16 protein-coding genes are annotated in these 18,951 nt (G+C 64.4%); 8 read left to right on the forward strand and 8 right to left on the reverse strand.

What is annotated here, in order from left to right; genetic code table 11:
* Positions 1-11: 11 nt before the first annotated feature.
* The 3 genes from MTX34_RS02640 to MTX34_RS02650 are packed head-to-tail and all read right to left on the reverse strand — an operon-like array spanning position 12 to position 3,767.
* Complete coding sequence (locus MTX34_RS02640) at positions 12-806, reverse strand: MerR family transcriptional regulator (protein ID WP_243608342.1); 795 nt, start codon at positions 804-806, stop codon at positions 12-14.
* Between the two features lie 55 nt (positions 807-861).
* On the reverse strand, positions 862-2,154 hold the full coding sequence (locus MTX34_RS02645; RefSeq protein WP_243596344.1) for an MFS transporter: 1,293 nt from the start codon (positions 2,152-2,154) through the stop codon (positions 862-864).
* Entirely contained in the window at positions 2,151-3,767 is a 1,617-nt protein-coding gene (locus MTX34_RS02650) for a class I adenylate-forming enzyme family protein (RefSeq protein WP_243608343.1), read from the reverse strand. The genes MTX34_RS02645 and MTX34_RS02650 overlap by 4 nt, the downstream gene beginning before the upstream one ends.
* A 151-nt stretch (positions 3,768-3,918) precedes the next feature.
* Between MTX34_RS02650 and MTX34_RS02655 the strand changes: the two genes are divergently transcribed.
* The 3 genes from MTX34_RS02655 (at position 3,919) to MTX34_RS02665 (ending at position 6,861) form a co-directional block, all read left to right on the forward strand.
* Positions 3,919-4,536, forward strand: coding sequence for a TetR/AcrR family transcriptional regulator (locus MTX34_RS02655; protein WP_243608344.1), 618 nt, complete (start codon positions 3,919-3,921; stop codon positions 4,534-4,536).
* 91 nt (positions 4,537-4,627) lie between these two features.
* Positions 4,628-5,839 (forward strand): acyl-CoA dehydrogenase family protein, encoded by a 1,212-nt coding sequence (locus MTX34_RS02660; RefSeq protein ID WP_243596341.1) that lies wholly within the window; start codon positions 4,628-4,630, stop codon positions 5,837-5,839.
* Positions 5,836-6,861: a phosphotransferase family protein gene (locus MTX34_RS02665; protein WP_243608345.1), complete on the forward strand. Its 1,026-nt coding sequence runs from the start codon at positions 5,836-5,838 to the stop codon at positions 6,859-6,861. Before MTX34_RS02660 ends, MTX34_RS02665 begins: the two co-directional genes overlap by 4 nt.
* A 7-nt stretch (positions 6,862-6,868) precedes the next feature.
* On the opposite strand, the gene MTX34_RS02670 is transcribed toward MTX34_RS02665, so the two are convergent.
* Both MTX34_RS02670 and MTX34_RS02675 read right to left on the reverse strand, forming a co-directional pair.
* Positions 6,869-7,774 (reverse strand): arabinofuranosidase, encoded by a 906-nt coding sequence (locus MTX34_RS02670; RefSeq protein ID WP_243608464.1) that lies wholly within the window; start codon positions 7,772-7,774, stop codon positions 6,869-6,871.
* A gap of 110 nt (positions 7,775-7,884) precedes the next feature.
* The gene (locus MTX34_RS02675; protein WP_243596339.1) at positions 7,885-9,492 is read right to left on the reverse strand and encodes a bifunctional diguanylate cyclase/phosphodiesterase; all 1,608 of its coding nucleotides are present in this window, start codon (positions 9,490-9,492) and stop codon (positions 7,885-7,887) included.
* Between the two features lie 191 nt (positions 9,493-9,683).
* On the opposite strand from MTX34_RS02675, the gene MTX34_RS02680 reads away from it, so the two are divergent.
* Positions 9,684-10,841: a beta-ketoacyl synthase N-terminal-like domain-containing protein gene (locus tag MTX34_RS02680; RefSeq protein ID WP_243608346.1), complete on the forward strand. Its 1,158-nt coding sequence runs from the start codon at positions 9,684-9,686 to the stop codon at positions 10,839-10,841.
* Between the two features lie 10 nt (positions 10,842-10,851).
* On the opposite strand, the gene MTX34_RS02685 is transcribed toward MTX34_RS02680, so the two are convergent.
* Positions 10,852-11,055 carry a zinc-ribbon domain-containing protein gene (locus MTX34_RS02685; RefSeq protein WP_243596337.1) on the reverse strand — a complete coding sequence of 68 codons (204 nt, stop codon included), beginning with the start codon at positions 11,053-11,055 and terminating at the stop codon, positions 10,852-10,854.
* A gap of 95 nt (positions 11,056-11,150) precedes the next feature.
* The gene (fdhA, locus tag MTX34_RS02690; RefSeq protein ID WP_243596336.1) at positions 11,151-12,368 is read right to left on the reverse strand and encodes a formaldehyde dehydrogenase, glutathione-independent; all 1,218 of its coding nucleotides are present in this window, start codon (positions 12,366-12,368) and stop codon (positions 11,151-11,153) included.
* A gap of 211 nt (positions 12,369-12,579) precedes the next feature.
* On the opposite strand from fdhA, the gene araB reads away from it, so the two are divergent.
* From araB to MTX34_RS02710, 4 genes are all read left to right on the forward strand, one after another.
* The gene (gene araB / locus MTX34_RS02695; RefSeq protein WP_243608347.1) at positions 12,580-14,253 is read left to right on the forward strand and encodes a ribulokinase; all 1,674 of its coding nucleotides are present in this window, start codon (positions 12,580-12,582) and stop codon (positions 14,251-14,253) included.
* On the forward strand, positions 14,250-14,927 hold the full coding sequence (locus MTX34_RS02700) for an L-ribulose-5-phosphate 4-epimerase (RefSeq protein ID WP_243596334.1): 678 nt from the start codon (positions 14,250-14,252) through the stop codon (positions 14,925-14,927). Before araB ends, MTX34_RS02700 begins: the two co-directional genes overlap by 4 nt.
* Before the next feature lie 39 nt (positions 14,928-14,966).
* Positions 14,967-16,451, forward strand: coding sequence for an L-arabinose isomerase (gene araA / locus MTX34_RS02705; protein ID WP_243608348.1), 1,485 nt, complete (start codon positions 14,967-14,969; stop codon positions 16,449-16,451).
* Between the two features lie 66 nt (positions 16,452-16,517).
* Positions 16,518-17,963: a hypothetical protein gene (locus tag MTX34_RS02710; protein WP_243608349.1), complete on the forward strand. Its 1,446-nt coding sequence runs from the start codon at positions 16,518-16,520 to the stop codon at positions 17,961-17,963.
* 46 nt (positions 17,964-18,009) lie between these two features.
* Here the strand turns inward: MTX34_RS02710 and MTX34_RS02715 are convergent, their stop codons facing one another.
* Entirely contained in the window at positions 18,010-18,948 is a 939-nt protein-coding gene (locus MTX34_RS02715) for a TAXI family TRAP transporter solute-binding subunit (RefSeq protein ID WP_243608350.1), read from the reverse strand.
* Positions 18,949-18,951 lie beyond the last annotated feature (3 nt).

Genomic DNA, 18,951 nt, shown 5'->3' on the forward strand with positions numbered 1-18,951 from the left:
GCAGAGCGGGTTCAGGACACCACAGGTTCTGCGATCGGCGTCTGGAAGGACCACAGATGCCCCTCCGGATCACGAACGCCGTACTCCCTGACGCCGTAGGGCATATCGGCGGGCGCGTAGTCGATCGCTGCCCCGGTTGCGGCCACTCGAGCGTGATGGCCGTCGACGTCGTCGATCAGGACCGCGAGCGAGGCGGTGACCATGCCGTTGGTCAGGGGCGAAACCATTCGATGTTCAGGAGCCTCGCGGTGCAACCAGACAACACCGTCACCGGCGTGAACCTCTCCGTGGACCGCTCGGTCACCGTCGTATTCGATCGGTCCCGGAGCCAGTCCCAGCACGTCTACGAGGTAGGAGTGGGCCGCTGCGATGTCGCGGTAGACCAACAACGTGGTCCGACCGGTCACCGCCGGCTCTTCGGTCGACAGGCACGAGAGTAGATCCAACAGCGCGTCGTCGCCGAGAAGAGCACCGTGCAGTAGTCGGTCCTCGACCGCACGAACCCGTTCGCGCACCCGAGCAAGCTCCGCCAGCCGACGGTCCAGGTCGGCCAGATGTTGCCGAGTCAGGTGCTGGAAATCCGCCGCGTCCGGATCGACATCGGCGAGCGGAGTTCCCAATTCTCGAAGCAGTCGAATACGGTACAGCCGATCGATATCTCCTCCGTCGTACCGACGCCTACCCCCTCCGTCTCGGTCCGGGGCGAGCAAACCCAGTTCTTCGTAGTACCGCAACGTGCGTTCGGTGACGCCGGTTCGACGCGCGACGTCACCGATTCCCCAGGTGATCGGACCTTTGCTGTTCATGAACCAGACGGTAGAACCTCACGTCGCGTCAGGAGCAAGATCGGCCGAGGTCGAATCAGACGTCCTCGAGTCGAATTCCCTTGGTTTCCTTCATGAAGAAGCAGGCGACACCGGTCAAGGCGGCCAGGAACATGATGTACACGCCGAACACCCAGCCCAGATCGAGGCCGAGGAAGAGTTGGTTGAGATAGGGCGCTGTTCCACCGAACACCGCTACCGAGAACGAGTACGCGAATCCGATTGCCTGCGTGCGGAGTCGGGTGGGAAAACTCTCCGACAACGTCGACGACAGAATCGAAGCCGGGACGGCGATGACGAGCAGGGCAACTGTCGACGGGAGCAGCAACGTCCACCACTGCGTCGAGATCATCATCGTCAGAGGGATCTGCAGAACGAACATCAACACGGCGAAGGCAGCCAGCATCGGCCGGCGACCGATCGAGTCCGAGAGACGACCGAAGAACGGCAGCGACACCAACGCAATCAACTGCGCGATGACGAGCATCCAGTACGCGGTATCGGGATTCATCCCGCGCTGCGTGATGGCGAATGTCGACACGTACGAGGTCCAGGTGTAATGCGCCGCTGTGATTCCCGACGTCATGCCGATCATCAACACGATTGCCTTCACAACCGTCTTTCGTGCGATCGGTGCCTGTTTCACCTTGTTCTGCTCCGAATCGAAGACGTCGCTCTCGTCCATGTTCTTGCGCAGGTACAACGCGAACAGTGCCAGAACTGCACCGAGCAGGAACGGGATACGCCAACCCCATTGACCGACAGCCGATTCGGACAGTGTCGAGGTGATGACGCCACCGACGGTGTACGCCAGTGCCGAGCCGCCGAAGATCGCAACGAATGCGACGCTTCCCCACATCCCACGTCGGTTCGGTGGCGCGATCTCGCCGACGTACGAGTAGGCCGTCGCCGACTCGCCGCCGTGGGCGAAACCTTGCATGACGCGTGCGAGCAGCAGCAGCACCGACGCCCAGGCCCCGATCGCACCGTAGGTGGGCATGATGCCGATCAGCAGGCTTCCGGCGGCCATCATCAACATGGTGGTGACGAGGACGAACTTGCGCCCCTTCTTGTCTGCGATCCGTCCGAACACGATGCCGCCGAGCGGCCGCATCAGGAATCCGACGGCGAACACCGCCAACGTGGACAGTAGGGCCGAGACCGGATCGGTCTGGCTGAACATCGCCGCGGCGATGAACGGTGCGAACACCGCGTAGGCGCTCCACTCGTACCACTCGAGTACGTTGCCGATCGTGCTGGCGAACAACGACTTCTTCCGCGAGGAGATGTCCGGTGTCGAGCGTGTGTCGCGGGGTGATCCGACGGTCATGAGGTACCACTTTCGCTCGAGTGAGTCAGTGCTGAAACAGGTTTGAGTGCTGCGCGACGAATTTTCCCGGTCTGTGTCTTGGGCAGCTCGTCGATGATGTGTATTTCTTTCGGACGCTTGTAGGCAGCGAGCCGATCGCGCGCGAAGGCCATCAGCTCGTCGGTGGTCACGGCCGAACCACTGCGGACCGACACGTACGCGACCACCGACTCCCCTTGATAGGTGTCGGGACGACCGACCACGGCGGCTTCGAATACCGTCGGGTGTTCGTAGAGGGCGTCCTCGACCTCTCGGGGCCAGACCTTGTATCCGGAGACGTTGATCTGGTCCTTCAGCCGGTCGACGAGATAGACCCATCCCTGTTCGTCGATGACCGCTACGTCCCCGGTGTGCAGGCGACCTTCGGGCATCGTCGACGCCGACGCCTCCGGGTTCTTCCAGTATCCCGAGACCACCTGTGGCCCGGACACTTCCAACTCGCCGGCAACTCCCGGCTCGGTGGGTCGCCCGGTGGGGTCGAGTGTGCGCAGCCGCACGCGAGGAAGCGGCAGTCCGACGGACAGCGATCCGCTCGACGTGTCCACGGGTGCCCGGAGTCCGGGCGGCACCGCGATCACACCGGCGGTGGTCTCGGTCATTCCGTACGCATTGTGGATGTAGCACCCGAACTTCGCCTCGAACGCGGAGACGGTGGCCGGAGGAATGGGCGCGCCGCCCGAGTACAGCGCCTTCACCGAGGCAAAATGCGCGCGGTCGGCGCCCGGGCTCTCGGAGATCGCGTTGAACACGGTGATGGACCCGATGGTGTACGTGACCCGATGCTCGACGAAAGCGTCCAACGTGACGCCCGCATGGAAGCGGTGAGCGAACACGAGCACGCAGTCCCGCACCATAGCCACAGCGGCATCGAGCATGGCCCCGGTGATGTGGAACAGCGGCGCGACGGCGAACACGACGTCCCCGTCCTCCGTACCCGCACGCTCACCGAAGTCCGAGGCCGTCGCGAACGCGTTGGCGTGCGAGATCCGAGCCCCCTTGGGCGGCCCCGTGGTTCCGGAGGTGTAGGCCAACAGCGCCAGATCGTCCGGCTGCGGTGCGAATTCGTCCATCACGCGACCTCGGTAGGCCTCGACGAGACCGAGCAGGTCGTTCTCGGGCGTCGGCGTGATGCGCGTCGTCGCGGTGAACACACGCGGATCGTCGCGAGTCTGCAGATCCAGTCCGCTTGTGCTCACGAAGAACCGAATCGTACTGCCCTGCAACGAGGTTTCGAGCGCCTCGAGATCAGCCTCGTCGCACACGAGGGCGACGGGCTCCGCGTCGTCGAGCAGGTGCCGTAGTTCTCTGTTGCGGTACATCGGATTCAGGATCAGAGCCACAGCGCCGATCTTCCACAGCGCCAAGAACGTCAGGGCGTAATGGGGAACGTTCTGCAGATAGATCCCGACGCGGTCGCCACGAGTGACTCCGCGGTCCGCGAACGCGGCGGCGAGAGCGTCCGAGGCCTCGTCGACCTCGCGGGCAGAGAGAACGGCGTCGAAGTACGCCAACGCGGGCCGATCGGGCGACCGGCGCACCCGGGCGCGCCAGGCATCGAGGATGATGAGGGGCATCGAGGACTCTTTCGATCGAACATTGACCTGACCGAGATCGACCGACCGAGCACTCGCTCGGTCACTTCTTCGAGTGTTACGGATCACAGCGAAAGTGTCAACCGGGTGCTTCCGGGACCACACCCGTCGCCCGGGCATCTACGGTAAGCGCATGACCGCGACCGGCACCTGGCGAACGTACGAGGGCTCGAACCTCTCCCCTGCCTTGGCGTCGGCGTTGAACAAGTTTGTCGAGCAGGGCTATCACGGAACGTCGGTACGGCAGATCGCGGCCGGAGCCGGCCTGTCCGTTCCCGGTCTCTACCACCACTTTCCGTCGAAGCAGGCTCTGCTGGTCGGCATCATGGACGCGTCGATGGACGAGCTGTTGGAACGAACCCGATCGGCAGAGGCCGGTGCCGGCTCGTCGCCGAGTGACCGTTTCGACGCCGTCGTCGAAGCCCTGCTGCTGTTCCACATTCACAGGCGCGACGCCGCCTTCGTGTGCTCGACGGAAATCCGCAGCCTCGATCCTGCGAATCGCGCCGCCTACATCTCCAAACGCGACGAGGAACAGCGACTGCTCGACGCGATCGTCGCCGCCGGTGTCGATGCAGGCCTGTTCGACACTCCACACCCGAGAGACGCCAGTCGAGCCGTCACGACGATGTGCATCGGCGTCGCCACGTGGTATCGCCCCGAGGGGCCGCTGCCTCCGAGCGAGCTGGTGGCGGTCTACCTCGACATTGCCCGTCGTACGGTCGGTGCTGCGACCGGCGGGCAGCAGTAGCTGCCCCGGAATCCTTGACCCGATCGAGCGATTGTGTCAACCTTCCAGAGACCGAGCGAGTGTTCGGTCGGTACCGGACAGGGAGCATATCGTGGCCATCGATCTGACGTACGACCCCGACATCGAGAAGCTGATCGATCGGACTCGGACGTTCACTCGCGAGTACGTACTCCCCATCGAGGACCGGTTCCTGGGCAACATCGCCGACGCCGGCGGCGACGAGCTGCGCATCGAGATGCAGGCAGCCGCTCGAGATGCCGGCGTGTTCGCGCCGCATGCGCCGGTCCAGTACGGAGGCCACGGGCTCTCGATGAGCGACCGCGCGCCTGTGTTCGAGGAAGCCGGCTACTCACTGTTCGGTCCGATCGCCCTCAACCTCGGCGCGCCGGACGAGGGCAACGTCCACATGCTCGCTCACATCGCGTCTGCAGCGCAGAAGGAGCAGTTTCTCGCTCCCCTCGCTCGCGGTGACCAACGATCGGCCTTCGCGATGACCGAGCCGGCACCGGGTGCGGGCTCGGATCCCGCTGCCCTCACCACTGCCGCCGTCCGGGTCGACGGTGGTTGGAAGATCAACGGGCACAAGTGGTTCATCACCGGTGCCGACGGTGCGGGGTTCTTCATCATCATGGCTCGGACATCCGGCAAGCCCGGCGACCGAGGCGGTGCCACGATGTTCCTGGCACCCGCCGACACCGCGGGCATCGCCGTCGGCCGCCACATCGGCACTCTCGACAAAGCGATGATCGGTGGACATTGCGAGGTGTTCTTCGAGAACGTGTTCGTCCCCGACGAGAACGTCCTGGGGGCCGTCGACGAGGGCTTCGCCTACGCACAGGTGCGCCTGGGGCCCGCTCGCATGACACATGTGATGCGCTGGCTCGGAGCCTCCAGACGGGCCCACGACATCGCCGTCGCTCAGGTGGCCCAGCGTGAAGGGTTCGGCGGAAAGCTCGGGGATCTCGGCATGGTGCAGAAGATGGTCGCGGACAACGAGATCGACATCGCAGCTACCCGGGCACTGCTGACCGTTGCCTGCTTCGAGTTGGATCGAGGCGGGCACGCGAGCAACGAGACGTCCATCGCCAAGACGTTCGCCGCCGAAGCCATCTTCCGAATCGTCGACCGCAGCATCCAGATGTGCGGGGGTCTCGGGGTTTCCGACGATCTTCCGTTGGCCAGGCTTTCGCGTGAGGTACGTCCGTTCCGCGTCTACGACGGCCCGTCCGAGGTGCACCGGTGGGCCATCGCCAAGCGAACGATCGGTGCAGCCAAGCGCGCAGCGCGGGAGGCACAGTCGTGAGCGAATTGCCGGGCATGAATCGTGATGCGCTGGAACGGTTCCTGCGGGAGAACGGGATCGAGGTCGACGGCACGTTGCTCGTCGAAATGATCAGCGGCGGGCGATCGAACCTCACCTACAGGGCGTACGACGACACCTCCACCTGGGTCGTCCGTCGACCTCCCACCAGTGGGCTCACGCCCTCCGCACACGATATGGCCCGCGAGTGGGCCGTCACCGACGCACTCGCATCCACCGATGTACCGGTCGCGCGGACCGTCGCATTCGACCGTGACGGTTCCGCACTGGGCGCGCCCATGACCGTCGTGGAGTTCGTTCCGGGGCGAGTCGTCCGCACGCGCGAGGACCTCGACGATCTGACGGATACGCAGGTCGCGGGCAACGCCGCCGAGTTGGTGCGCGTACTCGCCGCACTTCATGCCGTCGATCCCATGTCGGTGGGTCTCGAGAAGTTCGGCCGCCCCGACGGTTTCGTCACCCGTCAGGTCGCCACGTGGGCTCGGCAGTGGCAGACGGTTAAGACTCGTGAGCTACCCGACGTCGACCGACTGCACCGTGCGCTCGAAGCTGCGGTGCCCACCCGCTCGGCCGCGTCCATCGTGCACGGCGACTATCGCGTCGACAACACCATCCTCGACGCAGAGGATCCCAGTTCTGTTGCAGCGGTGGTGGACTGGGAGATGTCCACGCTCGGCGATCCGTTGACCGATGTGGCGCTGATGTGTGTGTACCGGCAACCCGTGTTCGACGCCGTTCTCGGTGCCGATGCCGCGTGGACGAGCGACCGGTATCCCTCGGCAGCGGATCTGGTGCAGCAGTACGCCGTTCGATCGGGACGCGACGTGGACAACTGGGGCTTCTACCTGGCGTTGGCCAATTTCAAGCTCGGGGTGATCGGCGAGGGCATCACCCATCGAGCACTGTCGGGCTCCGATACCGGTGCCGGAGCCCGCAATGCCGCCGACGCGACGCAGGAGTTCATCGCAGCCGGGCTCAGAGCGCTCTCGGGATCGGACGGGTGATGTTGCGTCAGGCAGGCTCCCGCATCACGCCGATGTGGCGCACGGTTCCGGAAAGCCCCGAGAGCTCCTTCGGTTCGGACCATCCGAGCAGGTCCGTGCTGTCGGAGTAGAAGTACTTCTGGTTGGTGTAGTCGTCGTAGTACAGCCGCCAGGTGCCGTCGGGCAACTGAACGACTGCAGGTCCTTCCTTCAAGGGGCCGAAGTCACGGAAGGTGGGGTCCAGAACGTACGGACCACCCAAAGACGGTGCGATCCAATGCTCGATGACCTTCTCGCTCTCGCCCTTCGTGAACGCATGGTAGAGCGCCCCGGCCTTCACCACCGTGGTATCGATGTGGTCGTTGATGATCCCCGTCAGCGGAACCGGCGGGCTCCATTGCGTCAGACCGGGATCGGTGGCCGTCATGAGGTACGGCACGAACCCTCCGCCGGTGGACAACGACACGATGATGCTCACGCGGTCGCCCTCGATGAACCACTCGGGTGCCCACGCCTTGGTGGTGAACGGCGACAGTGACGGAAGTTCCGAGGAGCCTGCCGAGCCGGTTCCTGGTCCAGTGCCAGGCAGGAGTAGGCAGCAATACGGGATCGGAAGGTTCTGCACGAATGTCCAATTGACGCGATCGGCGCTGCGCGCAAACCCGATCTCGGCCCCGCCGCCGTTCGTGTAGGTCACGTAGTACATACCGTCCGCAGCTCTGAAGATACTCGCGTCACGGACCACCCCGGACGGCGGTCGATAGGCCCCGCTCTGCACGGCGGTGAAGTCCGTGCCGTCGGTGGATTCGTAGACATCCATGTCACGGTCACTGTCGTTGCTGAACGCCACCATCGTGTACTGCCACGCGGAGGGTGCTGCGGCACCGGTTCCCGCAGCGGAGAACAACAGTCCGGCGACAGCGACGATCACCATGGGTACGGCGAGGAACTTACGACCGGTCGGTATCACCGAGACAGTATGTACGACCCATCAGCATCGTGCGTCACTTCGACATCGGGACGAACCGATCGTTATTCGAGTCGTCACGGATTCACGAGGTACTGACCCAGTGGCTTGGCCTGGTACATCTCGTGATCGGCATCGTCGAGTATGTCCAGCGCACTACGGGTGTCACCGCAGTCGACGGTGACACCGCCGATGCTCGCGGTCACCGTCAACACTCGTCCTGCGGTCTCGATGGGTGTCGTCAGTTCGGCGCGCAGGTCGTCGGCCTCGGTACCGACGCAACGGGAGACGACCGCCACGAACTCGTCACCGCCTATCCGGCCCACGAAGGCTTCGGCCGGGAGGGCTCGCGTCAGACGGTCTGCGACCACACCGAGAACTGCGTCGCCGACGGTATGTCCGTGCAAGTCGTTGATGGTCTTGAAGTTGTCGAGGTCGATGAACAACACGGCGATGGAGTCCTCGCGCGCGGGCCTTGCCAGTTCTTCGTCCAGGCGCGCCAGGATCAGCGGCCTGTTCGGCAGACCGGTCAGGTCGTCGTGCGTCGCCGCGTGTTCGAGCTGCATGCTCATCCGGTATGTCTCGGTGACGTCGACGAACGTCGCGACGATCGAGGGTTCCGGATCGCCCCCGTTCAACATGGTCGCCGTCAACGACAGCCAGAAGTTGCGGCCGTCCCGGCGGCGTTCGATTCCGATCACCGCTTGGCAGGGCTGTCCGGTTTTCCTGGTGATGGCAACAGGATGCTCGAGCGGGTGAATCGGCCCTTCGTCGGTGCCGTACACCCGGAACGGAAGCACCGACGCCTGACCCGCCGTCGCCACCCCGACCCGGATGTCGAGAATCGTCTTCGCTGCGAGGTTCGCCGACTCGATGCGTCCGGCGTGATCGAGCACGACCACGCCCGCCTCCAGCGATTCCACGACCGCTGTGAAGTGTTCCTCGGCTCTGCGTACCGCACTCTGGTCGGCGCAGACCAACACGTAGCCGTCGGGCATCTGGGCCGCCGACACCATCACCGCCAGCGTCGACCCGTCCGCGTGCCGATGCGACTCGTACTGCCGACCGCCGACAGCAAGGATCGCCGCCGGATCGCAGGGCACTCCCACCGCATACGAGACGTGGCGACCGAGTACATCCGCGGCCGGTCGTCCGTAGACCGACTCGGCAGCAGGATTCCAGGTCGACACCAAACCGTCGGGGGAAACCCCGACGATGGCATCGCTGACGTGCTGGACCAGTGCGGCTTGCTTCTGCAGCGCCTTCTGCGCCGCTTTGTGTTCGGTGAGGTCTCGCAGTATGACCTGGTACGCCGGCTCGCCGTTCCACACCGTGCGCACCGAGACCGCTTCCATCGTCAGCGTCGTCCCGTCCAGGGCCAGCACTGTCGCCTCCGATGCGGCGCTGGCGCTGCCGTGTGCGTCGAGGGCGGCGATCCGTTCGAGCATCGGGCCCACCGACTCGGCGGCGATGAACTCGGTGATCGGATGTCCGATGACGTCGGCGGCATCCTCGGCGCGCAGATACTGCATCCCGGCGGGGTTGAGATACACCAGAACGCCTCGTCGATGGACACCGATCGCGTCCGGTGAATGCTCGATCAGAACCCGGTAGCGGTCGGCAAGTCCTGGCGACGCGGAACGTGATTCAGGGTCGCCGACGCCTTCGCGCTCCCCTGGGGCCATGATCGGTCCTCACGTTCGTAGACAGACGGTCGACACTCGATTGAACCACTTACGACCGTGCCGTTGGCGAGCTGTGTCCGTTTCAGTCCGTATGTCCGTTTGTCGACTGGACCTGATGACGGTTTGCGGGGCTAAATCGAGGCGCGAGCCGAATCCGGTCCGCATACCTCGACAAGAAACGGATTTCGACGATGAGCTCTCACGGCATCGACATCACCGGTATCGGCGCACTGTCCGGCTACGGCTGGGGTGCGTCCGCCCTGTGGGACGGCCTCGCAACGGGCAAGGCAGCGGCCGGCCTGCACCACGACCACACGCGACCGGGACAGAATCCGGTGTGGCTCGCGAAGGTCCCCGACGACGGGGACCGGAGCGACGGCACCAGCCGATTCGGACGGGCACTTCGCGCGGCCGCACGCGAGGCCGTCGACGACGCGATGGCGCGGGGCTGGCAGCCGGGTCGGCGGGTGGGTCTGATCCATGCCGTCGTCCTGGGTGAAGTGGACGAGTGGCGCAACTTCTATCTGCGCGACGGCGGAGAACGCCGTGTACGCGACTACCTGACACTGATGCCGTCCACTCCGGTGTCTCTGCTGATGCAGGAATACGGCTTTCACGGCCCGGCCATGAACGTCTCGGCGATGTGCGCGTCGGGCAATGCAGGTCTGCTCACCGCCAAGATGTGGCTCGATACCGGATTCGTCGACGACGTCGTGTTCGTGGCCACGGACCTGTCTCTCACTCCGGAGAACATCGACCACTTCGTGAAGCTCGGAGTCGGTGTGGTGGACGTGGAACCTCAGGAGGGCTGCCGACCGTTCCAGGAAGGCAGTCGTGGATTCGGAATGGGCGAAGCAGCAACTGCTTTCGTACTCACCAACCGTAGCGATGCTGCATACGCGCGGGTATTGGGCGGATCGATGACGCACGACGCGTTTCATGCAACCTCGATCGACCCTTCACTCACCCGGGTACGGGCCTGTTTCGAGGAGGCATTGGCCGACGCCGATGTCGTCCCCGAACAGGTGCGCTACCTCAACGCTCACGGCCCCGGCACCGCGCAATGCGATGCGGCGGAGACGGCGATGTTGGAGACGGTACTTCGGTCCAACGCGCAGGTGTACTCGGTGAAGCCGTTGACGGGACATTGCCAGGGGGCCGCGTCGGCAATCGAAACCGCGTCGGCGGTCATGGGATTCGAACGTGGACTCGTGCCTGCGGCCCCGCAGGTCTCGGATGGTCATCACCTACTGCTCGACGGATTCACCAGAGCAGAGCCAGGATTGACGGTGAAGTCGTCATTGGGAATGGGAGGACACAACTCGGTGGTGGTGTTGGCTCCTGCGTGACGTGCGTTTCTCACACCTCGGTGGCAGCACCGCAAATTCCGCATTCTTCGAATTCGACGCGCTTCCAGCGGGCGACGGGTAGGAAGAACAGCGTGAATTGCTGGTACTGCTTCATCCGCACCCACTGAGTGGTGTTGTGGCACCGCGGGCAGTTTCGCGTAGCGCCCGAGCCGACGTGTTTGCGCTTGCTGCCGAAACCGAAGAGTAGGAACATCACTCCAGCATAGGTGGCCCGACCGTTGCTGGGCTCGGTGCAGCACGGCCGCCCTCGCATACTTCGCAGCGAGGGCGGCCGTGGTCGCGGTGGTGTCAGCTCGCGATCATGCCGTGTGGATCGATGACGAATTTCTGCGCGACACCGCTGTCGAACTCGCGGTAACCCCGTGGCGCGTCGTCGAGCGAGATCACGGTTGCGTTGACCGCCTTCGCGATCGAAACCCGATCCGAGAGAATGGCATTCATCAGTTCACGGTGGTAGCTCATCACCGGGCACTGACCGGTGGCGAACGAGAGCGACTTCGCCCAACCGGTGCCCAGGCTGAGCGACAGAGCACCACGCTGGGCAGCTTCGTCGACACCGCCGGGATCTCCGGTGACATACAACCCGGGAATGCCGATGCCACCGCCCGCAGTGGTGATGTCCATCAGCGAGTTGAGCACCGTGGCCGGTGCCTCGCGGGACGAGTCTCCGCCGTGGCCGCGGGCCTCGAACCCCACGGCATCCACCGCGGCGTCGACCTCGGGAACACCGAGAATCTGTTCGATCTGATCCTGCGGCGCACCCTTGCCCACGTCCACGGTCTCGCAACCGAACGTGCGCGCCTGGGCCAACCTGTCGGCGTTCATGTCACCGACGATCACCACCGACGCTCCCAGCAATTGCGCGCCGACGGCGGCGGCGAGGCCGACCGGTCCCGCACCCGCGATGTACACCGTCGCACCAGGTTTGACACCAGCGGTCACCGCTCCGTGGAAACCGGTGGGAAAGATGTCGGACAGCATGGTCAGATCCAGAATCTTCTCCAGTGCCTGGTCACGATCGGGAAATCTCAGCAGATTGAAGTCCGCGTAGGGAGCCATGACGTACTCGGCCTGGCCTCCGACCCAACCGCCCATATCCACGTAGCCGAACGCCGAGCCCGGTCGATCAGGGTTGACGTTGAGACAGATGCCGGTCTTGCGTTCCTTACAGTTTCGACACCGCCCGCACGCGATGTTGAACGGAACGGAGCAGATGTCTCCGACCTTCAGAAACTCGACATCCCGTCCGACCTCGACGATCTCGCCGGTGATCTCGTGGCCGAGCACCAGACCCTCGGGAGCGGTCGTACGCCCACGAACCATGTGCTGATCGCTACCGCAGATGTTGGTCGAGACGACCTTCAGAATCACACCGTGCTCGCACTTACGACCGACGTTCGCCGGGTTCACTCCGGGACCGTCGGTCAATTCGAGGCCCGGAAAGGCGATGTCCTGAACCTCCACCTTGCCCGGTCCGGCGTACGTCACTGCGCGGTTGTCTGCCATGGTTTCTCCTCTTCGTCGAGTGAGCTGGGTGACCAGCGGGCCGGGATCATCGATCCGATCTACGCCTGTGGCCCGCATCACACCAGTATGCACAGTTTTGCATATGCGCGTCTGCGCAGAACCAGGAATAAGCGCTACTTGACTCACCCGATGTTAGCGCTCACACTGTGTTGCACACGTCACAGTGGGTGGCAACACGAAGGAGTTCTGCATGCCGGTTGACCGCTACACGGTAGGAGTCGACTTCGGCACCCTCTCCGGCCGGGCCGTCGTGGTCCGCGTGTCCGACGGTGCCGAAATAGCTTCTGCCGTACACGAATACCGACACGCCGTGCTCGAGGAGACGCTGCCCGACGGCACGGTGCGTTTGCCCGACGCGTGGGCTCTGCAGGTGCCCGACGACTATCGCGACGTCCTGCGTCGTGCGGTTCCGGCCGCACTGGCCGCCGCAGGCATCGCACCCGAGCAGGTGGTCGGCATCGGTACCGACTTCACCGCATGCACCATGGTGCCCACATACGCGGACGGCACCCCGTTGAGCGAGGACCCTCGGTTCGTCGATCGACCACATGCGTACGTCAAACTGTGGAAACACCATGCGGCGCAGGGCCAGGCAGACCGCATCAACGAACTGGCCGCCCGTCGCGGCGAGAGTTGGCTCCCCCGCTACGGCGGCTTGATCTCGTCGGAATGGGAATTTGCCAAGGCCTTGCAGATTCACGAGGAAGACGCCGAGATCTACCAGGCCATGGACAGATGGGTCGAGGCGGCCGACTGGATCGTCTGGCAGCTGTGTGGACGCTACGTGCGCAACGCCTGCACCGCCGGATACAAGGGCATCTACCAGGACGGTCACTATCCCTCGGTGGACTTTCTCACCGAACTGGCACCGGGCTTCGGCTCGTTCGTCGCAGACAAGCTCGATCAGCCGTTGGGCGAGTTGGGTTCACGGGCAGGCTCCTTGACCGCCGAGGCCGCGCAATGGACCGGGCTACCCGAAGGCATCGCCGTGGCGGTCGGCAACGTCGACGCGCATGTGACTGCACCCGCCGCGGGCGCTGTGGAACCAGGCCGGATGGTCGCCATCATGGGGACCTCGACGTGCCACGTCATGAGTTCGACGGTCCTGAAGGACGTTCCAGGTATGTGCGGGGTCGTCGACGGCGGCATCATCGCCGGATCCTTCGGCTACGAAGCGGGACAGAGCGGCGTCGGCGACATCTTCGGTTGGTTCACCCGCACCGGAGTTCCTGCGTCCTACAGCGAGGCGGCATCCGCGGCAGGTGAGTCGATACACGAGTATCTGACGCGACTGGCGGAGACGCAACACGTGGGCGAACACGGCCTCGTCGCGCTCGACTGGCACAGCGGCAACAGGTCGATCCTGGTCGATCACGAGCTGTCCGGTCTGGTCATCGGCTCGACGCTCGCGACGCGGCCCGAGGACACCTACCGCGCTCTGCTGGAGGCGACGGCATTCGGCACCCGCGTCATCGTCGAGACGTTCCGCAACAGCGGCGTTCCCGTCGAGGAGTTCGTCGTGGCGGGAGGTCTGGCCCGCAACCCGCTGCTCATGCAGATCTACGCGGACGTCCTGCGAATACCGTTGTCCGTCATCGCATCTGCACAGGGCCCGGCGCTGGGATCTGCCATCCATGCCGCGGTGGCCGCCGGCTGCTATCCCGACGTGCCGGTCGCGTCGAAATCGATGGGCAAGGTCCGGCGCAATGCCTTCGTACCGGACGAGTCCCGATCGAAGACCTACGACTCGCTCTACGAGATCTACCTGGAACTGCACGGCCGCTTCGGTCGGGACGTACCGACGATGCGCCGGCTGCGATCACTCCGGCGCGCTGCCCTCACCAGGAAGGTGGATGCGAAATGACGGTTGTCGAGGAAGTCCGCGAGGTCGTCGAAGAGATACGCAAGGATGTGTGCGCCTTGCACTCCGAGCTGGTGCGGTACGGCCTGGTGGTGTGGACGGCCGGCAACGTCTCGGCGCGGGTTCCCGGGCGGGACCTGCTGGTCATCAAGCCCAGTGGCGTCTCCTACGACGACCTCACGCCCGGCAACATGGTGGTATGCGATCTGTACGGCAAGGTGGTCGACGGTGACCATGCACCGTCCTCCGACACCGAGGCGCAAGCCTATGTCTACCGGCACCTCGAGCACGTCGGCGGTGTGGTGCACACACATTCGCCGTACGCCGTTGCGTGGGCGGCCCGCGGCGAACCCATTCCCGTGGTCACCACGATGTGCGCGGACGAGTTCGGCGGGGACATTCCGGTCGGTCCCTTCGCGACGATCGGCGACGACTCGATCGGCCGGGGGATAGTCGACACCCTCGCGGACAGTCGATCTCCGGCAGTGTTGATGCAGAACCACGGAGTGTTCGCAGTGGGACCCACCGCTCGATCGGCGGTGAAGGCGGCGGTCATGTGCGAGGACGTCGCGCGATCGGTACATCTGTCCTACCAACTGGGACAACCACTTCGCATTCCGAACTCGAAGGTCGACGCACTGTACGACCGCTACCAGAACGTCTACGGCCAGCGCTGACCGGCGCACCACATCTTTTCCACGGAAGGTACATTCTCCATGTCCGAAGTATGGTTTCTCACCGGCAGCCAAAGCCTGTACGGCCCCGAAACCCTCGAGCAGGTAGCAGTCCAGTCTCGCGAGATCGCAAACAAACTCGATGCGGCACTTCCGGTCTCGGTGGTGTGGAAGCCGGTACTGCTCGACGCGTCGTCCATCCTGCGGTGCATGCGCGAGGCGAACGCCGCCGACGAATGCGTGGGCGTCGTGACGTGGATGCACACCTTCTCCCCCGCCAAGATGTGGATTGCCGGGCTCGACGCGTTGGACGTCCCGCTGCTTCATCTGCACACGCAGGCCGGAATGTCGTTGCCGTGGTCGACGATCGACATGGAGTTCATGAATCTCAACCAGGCCGCCCACGGCGACCGTGAGTTCGGACACGTCGAATCTCGGGTGGGTGTTCTGCGCACGATCGTGGCGGGCCACGTCGACAATCCTGCGGTTCTGGAGCGTGCGGAGCAGTGGGTGCGAGCGGCTCTCGGTCGCGCGGAGCTGAGGTCGCTGTGCCTGGCACGTTTCGGCGACAACATGCGTGATGTCGCGGTGACCGAGGGCGACAAGGTCGAAGCGCAGTTGCGATTCGGAGTGTCCGTCAACACCTACGGGGTCAACGATCTCGTCGCGGTAGTGGACAACGTGAGCGATTCGGCGGTGTCGGACCTCATCGACGAGTATCGGTCGTCGTACGACATCGCACCGAGTCTCGACAAGGGCGGTGACCGTCATGAATCCCTCCGCTACGGTGCCCGCGTCGAGGCCGGCCTACGGCAGTTCCTGACCGAGGGGGGCTTCAAGGCCTTCACCACGAACTTCGAGGATCTCGGTGGGCTTCGTCAGTTACCGGGGCTCGCAGTGCAACGGCTGATGGCCGACGGGTACGGCTTCGGCGGCGAGGGTGACTGGAAGACCTCGATGTTGTTGCGCGCCATGAAGGTGATGGCCGAGGGTCTCGACGGTGGAACGTCGTTCATGGAGGACTACACCTACCACCTGGTCCCCGGGGAAGAGAAGATCCTCGGAGCACACATGCTGGAGGTGTGCCCGTCCATCACCACCTCGCGGCCCACCCTGGAGATCCATCCGCTGTCCATCGGCGGCCGCGAGGACCCGGTGCGACTGCGCTTCACGGCGGATCCCGGCCACGGCGTAGTCGTCGGACTGTCCGACGTAGGTGAGCGGTTCCGGTTGACGGCCAACGTGATCGACGTGGTCGAGCCCGACCAGGCATTGCCGAAGCTACCGGTGGCGTGTGCAGTGTGGGAGCCGCAGCCGTCACTCGCGGTGTCGGCCGAATCCTGGCTCACGGCCGGGGCACCCCACCACACGGTTCTGAGTACGGCCATCGGTCTGCCTGTGCTGGAGGCATTCTCGGACATGATCGGGGTCGAGTTGCTCGCTATCGATTCCGGCACCACGACACGAGGGTTCCAGCAGACACTGCGCTGGAACGCGGCGTACCACCGACTCGCGGCCAAGTTGTGACGTCTTTTCTCTGAACGCCGATCGGAACGCCCTCGACGTTCGCGACCGTCGGGTACGTTTCGACCCATGGCTCCGACGTGGGAACAGATCCGAGGTTCGAACTACGGCACGATGGGCCGATCCGTCAGCGGCATCGTCCACCGACCGGAGGGGACCTGGCAACGGGTGATTCATCTCCCCGAGGCGACGTGGCGCTACGAGGACGAATCCGGGCAACCGACATTCCTCGAGAACCCGTCGGCAAGCTGGTCGCGCGACTCCGACGGCACGATGATCCACACCGACAAGTCCGACGGCACGATGTTCGTAGCGGTCGGCGGCGGATCGCCTGCAGCGTTGTTGCGCGCATACGACGCCTTTCCTCCCCGGCCGGGCCGTGGGTTCGACGAGCAGCGCTTCGTCGAACCCAGCGAGCCCCGACCGGTCTCGGTTCGTGGCCGTGACGGTTGGGAAGTCACGGGGAGAGATCAGTTCTCGAACGAGCCGGTGACCTATGTGTTCGACGCCGAACTCGGTGTCGCGTTGCGCTGGCAGCAGGGCCAGGAATCGCTGGAACTCGAAAAGCCGGTCCTGGACGGAGAATTCGAGTCCGCGCTGTTCGAGTGGGACGGCCCTGCGCGATCGATCGAGGACGAAATCGCGAAAATGCAGCGTGCACAGCAAGAACGAGAACGCGCAGTCGCGGGCATACCTCAGGCTGTGCCGTTGTGGCTACCGACCAAGATCAACGCCCAGTCGACGTCGGGCAATCCTCGCACCGGCGAGCTCACGTTGTCGATCCACGGCCAGTCGCCACAATTCAACCTGCGCCGCTGGGTCACCGCGATCGGGGAGACCGCTCTCGAATGGCCGAACGACAGCACTCCCGAACGGTTCCGGCGGTCGATCGGCGTCTGGACTTACGAGATCCGTAGCTACCAGGAGATGGGTCCGGACGACTGTGCCCGGATTGTGGAATCGATCGTTGCGGTGGACCCACCTGCACGAGACGCCGAGGAGATCGCAGCCGAGCTCGCTGCCGAGGAGAGTGACCGGCAGGAAGCGGAGGTCCTCGCAACCCTGGGTACCGGACGTTCGCTCAGGAATCATCTGATGAGCGAATCACTCTTGATACGAACCGATTTCAGTGATGATGTCGCATGGCGCGATACAGCAGTCGCTGCCATGGCACCGGTGCCGCAGGGCGACGATACGGAATTCGCGGCCTACCTGACCTGCATCGACAATCGCGAGAACGACGGCATGACCGTCGACGGCCTCCTCGACGCAATCGGTGAACCGCCGCCCTACTACGCCTTTCTGGTCGACGCCGAAACCATGAGCAACCCCGAGAAGCCGATCATCTGCGTCCATACCGGCCCCGACGAGCCGGAACGACCACGCGGCAGGACCTTTCGTGTCGTTCCTTCGGAAATGTCCAGCGTCGAAAACAATCTATCGATCGCGAACATGGACTTCGAGGATTTCGCGAACAGTGCAGACGACGATGGAGTATTCCGGGGCTTCCGATAGCAGCGCGTGCGCGAATCATGGGCGCGCCGCCAACCGGCTCTGTAGATCACCCGTGCCGTTTTCGATATTCCTGCTCGGCTCCGGGGTGAAGGGGGATGCTGCCGGTCATGACGAGCGACCGCGCGTCGAGAAACTGGCTGCCGATCGCCTGACCGGGAACCAGCCCGGACGACTGATCGAGAAGCACGCTCACCAGTGCAGCGACAACGCGGTCCGGCACCTGAGGATGCGCCAGCAGAATGTTCGGAATACCGACTGTGGTGACCTCCGGATGCTCGCCGTACACGTTCGCTGGAACCAGCACCGCCTCGTACGCGGTACCGAACTCGCGTCTGAGATCAGCAACGACGGTACCCAGATCGAGTAGCCGGATCCCGGTTCGAGGCTCGGCAAACGCCGGAGTCGGCAGCCCGCCCGCCCACATCACGGCGTCGATTTCGTTGGTCGTCAGGGCATCTGCCGCCGAGCTCATCGACAGCTGAACCTGTTCTACAGCACCTGCTTCCGCCACACCCGCTGCCCGCAGGACTCGCTGCGATACTTCGGTGGCACCGGACCCCGGGGCACCGATGCTCACGTTTCGCCCTCGCAGATCCTCCATGGACTCGATAGCCGAGTCCGCACGCACTGCCACTTGAAAGTAGTTCTCGTAGACGCACCCGACCGCCGCCAGCTCTGCGCTGGGATGGCTGTAGGCGGCGTCCATGAGCGTCAGGGCCAGCTCGGCCTCCCGAGAACCCAACGCCTCGAGGTTGTCGACGGAGCCGGCCGTCGAGAGTGGAACGATCTCCGCTGCATCGGTTTCAGCGGCAGCGTCGGAGAGTAGTCCGGCGAACTCCCAGAAGAATCCGCCGATCTCGCCCGCCGCGAGTCGCAGCTGCATCGGCGGGTCCGAGGAGCAGGCACCCACGACGGCAGCGCTCAGGGCCAACAGACCGGCCTGCAGCGCCGTTCTACGTGAGAACGACGCTGCAGGCTCGACCATGTC

Source organism: Rhodococcus sp. ARC_M5 (assembly GCF_022810405.1).
Taxonomy (GTDB): domain Bacteria; phylum Actinomycetota; class Actinomycetes; order Mycobacteriales; family Mycobacteriaceae; genus Rhodococcoides; species Rhodococcoides navarretei.

Bases quoted from the DNA above. Each gene is read 5' to 3' on its own strand.
- MTX34_RS02640 (WP_243608342.1), bottom strand. From the start codon at position 806: ATGAACAGCAAAGGTCCGATCACCTGGGGAATCGGTGACGTCGCGCGT.
- MTX34_RS02645 (WP_243596344.1), bottom strand. From the start codon at position 2,154: ATGACCGTCGGATCACCCCGCGACACACGCTCGACACCGGACATCTCC.
- MTX34_RS02650 (WP_243608343.1), bottom strand. From the start codon at position 3,767: ATGCCCCTCATCATCCTCGATGCCTGGCGCGCCCGGGTGCGCCGGTCG.
- MTX34_RS02655 (WP_243608344.1), top strand. From the start codon at position 3,919: ATGACCGCGACCGGCACCTGGCGAACGTACGAGGGCTCGAACCTCTCC.
- MTX34_RS02670 (WP_243608464.1), bottom strand. From the start codon at position 7,774: ATGGTGATCGTCGCTGTCGCCGGACTGTTGTTCTCCGCTGCGGGAACC.
- MTX34_RS02675 (WP_243596339.1), bottom strand. From the start codon at position 9,492: ATGGCCCCAGGGGAGCGCGAAGGCGTCGGCGACCCTGAATCACGTTCC.
- MTX34_RS02680 (WP_243608346.1), top strand. From the start codon at position 9,684: ATGAGCTCTCACGGCATCGACATCACCGGTATCGGCGCACTGTCCGGC.
- MTX34_RS02685 (WP_243596337.1), bottom strand. From the start codon at position 11,055: ATGTTCCTACTCTTCGGTTTCGGCAGCAAGCGCAAACACGTCGGCTCG.
- fdhA (WP_243596336.1), bottom strand. From the start codon at position 12,368: ATGGCAGACAACCGCGCAGTGACGTACGCCGGACCGGGCAAGGTGGAG.
- araB (WP_243608347.1), top strand. From the start codon at position 12,580: ATGCCGGTTGACCGCTACACGGTAGGAGTCGACTTCGGCACCCTCTCC.
- MTX34_RS02700 (WP_243596334.1), top strand. From the start codon at position 14,250: ATGACGGTTGTCGAGGAAGTCCGCGAGGTCGTCGAAGAGATACGCAAG.
- araA (WP_243608348.1), top strand. From the start codon at position 14,967: ATGTCCGAAGTATGGTTTCTCACCGGCAGCCAAAGCCTGTACGGCCCC.
- MTX34_RS02710 (WP_243608349.1), top strand. From the start codon at position 16,518: ATGGCTCCGACGTGGGAACAGATCCGAGGTTCGAACTACGGCACGATG.
- MTX34_RS02715 (WP_243608350.1), bottom strand. From the start codon at position 18,948: ATGGTCGAGCCTGCAGCGTCGTTCTCACGTAGAACGGCGCTGCAGGCC.